Annotated in this window: 1 protein-coding gene; it reads right to left on the bottom strand. The window is 69.3% G+C overall.

Going from position 1 to position 2,852, the window contains the following annotated elements:
• Positions 1–309: 309 nt before the first annotated feature.
• On the bottom strand, positions 310–2,745 hold the full coding sequence (locus AC07FJ_RS33255) for a helicase associated domain-containing protein (RefSeq protein WP_479052903.1): 2,436 nt from the start codon (positions 2,743–2,745) through the stop codon (positions 310–312).
• Positions 2,746–2,852: the final 107 nt, after the last annotated feature.

Below are 2,852 nucleotides of genomic sequence, written 5' to 3'. Positions count from 1 at the left end.
CTTTTTGTTGGGGTATGTGTTGTAATGAGTGTAGGTTGTCGGTGTTTCCCTTCCTGGCGTGGGTGTCTTTCTGTTCTTGCCCCTCCCCCCCCCCCCCCCCCCCCCCCAGCCCCGCAGCGGCCCGAGCTGCGATGCAGGCACAGTCGGCAACCACTTCGCTGATGCCCCCGGCAACGGGGTATCGAGCGGGAAGGTGCGCCGTTGGCATATAAACGCCAACCCGCGCCAGCCGGGGCGAGAAGGCCTGACCGGCAAAGGATGCGCCCCCTCCCAGAAGCGGGAGGGGGCGCATCTGCCCGTGCCTGCGGGCTAGAAGACCCCGAGCTCGGTGAGTACCGCTACGCGGTCGGCCGGGAGCTTGGCGCGGCGGGAGCGCTGGTTGGCCAGCCACACCCCGAGCTTGATGTCGTGCTCCTGGCCGTCGTGCACGATCCGCTCGATGTGGGTTCGGGGGACGCCGGCCAGGGTGCCCTCGCGGGCGAGGTAGACGCGCGCGGCCGTGACGCCGCGCTCCCACGCCGCCGCCCGCCCGCCGCCCGTCGGCGCCGCCGCGGCGGGCTCCGGGGCGCTCACCCCAAGGGCGATGAGCCGCTCGCGCTGCGCCTCCGACAGCTCCGCCCACGTCTCGCGCTGCCGTACGAGCCACCGCCCGACATCCGCGCCGTGCACGGTCACGCCAGGGGTGATCTCGTCGACGGCAGCGCCGCCGTCCACGATCAGCGCCCGCACGCCCGCGTAGTGCCGCTGCCAGTCGATCGGCCAGTCCGGGCACCAGTCCGGATCGATCTCCGCAAGCTGCGCGGCCCGCTCCGGCGACAGGGCGCCCGGGCGGCGGCAGTTGGACAGCCACTGTCCGATAGGCCGTCCTGCGGCCCCTGAGGGGCCCTCCAGCGCCCGCTCAGCCCGCCCGCCGGGCTCGGCCACCACCGCGGTGCGCGGAGCCGCCAGCGTGCCGTACCGGCCCATGTACAGCCGCGCCGCCGCCAGGTTGTCCTGCCAGTCCGCCTCCGCCGGGTCCCACACCATCCCCAGCCACTCCAGCCGCGCGACGCGCTGCCCATCGAGCTGCCCGGAGGCGTACGCCGCCCGCTGCCGACGCACCCACCGCCCCAGCGGATAGCCCATCCAGTCCGCGCCGAGCGGCACCCGCAGGTGCCCCTCCCGCGCCGACCACTGCTGCGCAGCCCAGTAGCCCCGCGTCCAGTCCTCCCGCTCGGTGTCGATGACCCGCAGCGACACGAACCCCGCGACAGCAGCCGGATCGCGCGGCGACGAAAAGCGCAGCAGCATTCGCGATTCCTCCTCACCCTCCTCCGGCTCCGGACCAATCCATTCCGTGCCCGCAGATGGCGAGTTCTCCTGAGGAAGAGCCAGCATTTCCACCGCCCGCTCATCGTGCGCCCGCAGCCCCTCAAGAACTTTCACCAGCGGCCGGTAAGAAGCGGACGTGAGCATATCCTCAGGATCCTCGTCCGGCCCCAGAAAGACGGGCACAATCAGCGACGCCACCTTTCCCGCGTTCGGCTTTTGCCGAAGCGCCCGCCCAATGGCCTGAACAATGTCCACCGATGAGCCCTTAGGGTCCAGCAGCGCGACAGAATCAACCGCCGGGCAGTCCACCCCTTCACCCAACACACGGCAATTCGACAACACCGCACGGTGCGCCGTACCGCCGAACTCCCGCAGCACCTGCGCGCGGTGGTCAGATTCGTGCTCGCCCCTCAGCCACCCCGCCCACACTGACGCCGGATACTTCTCCGGATCCGCCGCGTGCAGCTCTGCGGCTTTCTTCTTCAGCCCCTTGCAGAATGCTTCGGCCTCCACCGTACGGTGGTGAAAGGTGATGATCTTCCGCAAGTCGTGATCGGCGGCCGTCCGCAGCAGCGCCGCCTGCAACGCCCCCAGCCGCAGGCCGCGTACCTCCTCCTCCCGCGCCTCCGGCCCAGACAGCCGCTCCGGCGTCACCACCGGGTCACGCACCTCCACCACCAGGATCTGGTACCGGGCCAGCAGCCCCAGGCTGATGGCGTCCGCCAGCCCCAGCTCATACACGATCGGCCCGAACACCGCCTCATCGTCCATCGAACACGCCAGCTCAGCCGGCAACGGGTCCCGCGCCCCCTCGCGTACCTCCCAGCTCGGCGGCCGCTCACGCCAAATCCGCGGCGTAGCCGTGAAATACAACCGCCGCGCCGCCGGAATCTCCGACTGATGATGAATCGCCGCCCACGCTTTTCCCAAGCTCCCGGACGTGCGGTGCGCCTCATCTACGACCACCAGGTCGAAAGGCTGCATCTCTCCGGCGTATTCGGCATAGTCCGTGCTGAACGCCTTTGTGAGGACAGGCAGTGACGCGTAGGTGGCGTACATGGTCACCGGGCCTCGCCCGTACTTTTGGGCAAGCACCATGGGGTTGGTGGTCGTACGCACCCCGGCCGCGAAAAGGCCAGGATCATCGTCCAGCGAACAGACCGCCACTGACCTACCGTCATGCCCCTCCGCGCGCCATTCCCTTGCCGTCTGAGTCAGAAGATCCAGGGTCGGCAGCATCACGAGAATCCGGCCACCCTTGGCGAGACGGAGCGCGGAGTGTGCGGCGATAAGCGTTTTCCCCGTACCGCAGGCAGCCACCACAGAGGCGCGCAGCCCGTTCCTGGGGATTCCCTTCGGCGGCACGTCGAGGGCTTTCACAGCGGCCTCTACCGCCTCCACCTGATGCGGACGGAGTTCACGCGGAGCGTTCATTGGTCCCCATTCCCAACCCCCGCCGGGGGGTCCGTCTCTTCCGGTCGCTCTACACAGTGCCCAGTTGTGATGCACGGGGAGCTCTACCGGGTGGTCGTCCTAGGACG

Source organism: Streptomyces sp. NPDC045998 (genome assembly GCF_056430285.1).
Note: the sequence above shows the minus strand (reverse complement) of the source record. Positions and strands in the feature narration are given on the sequence as shown.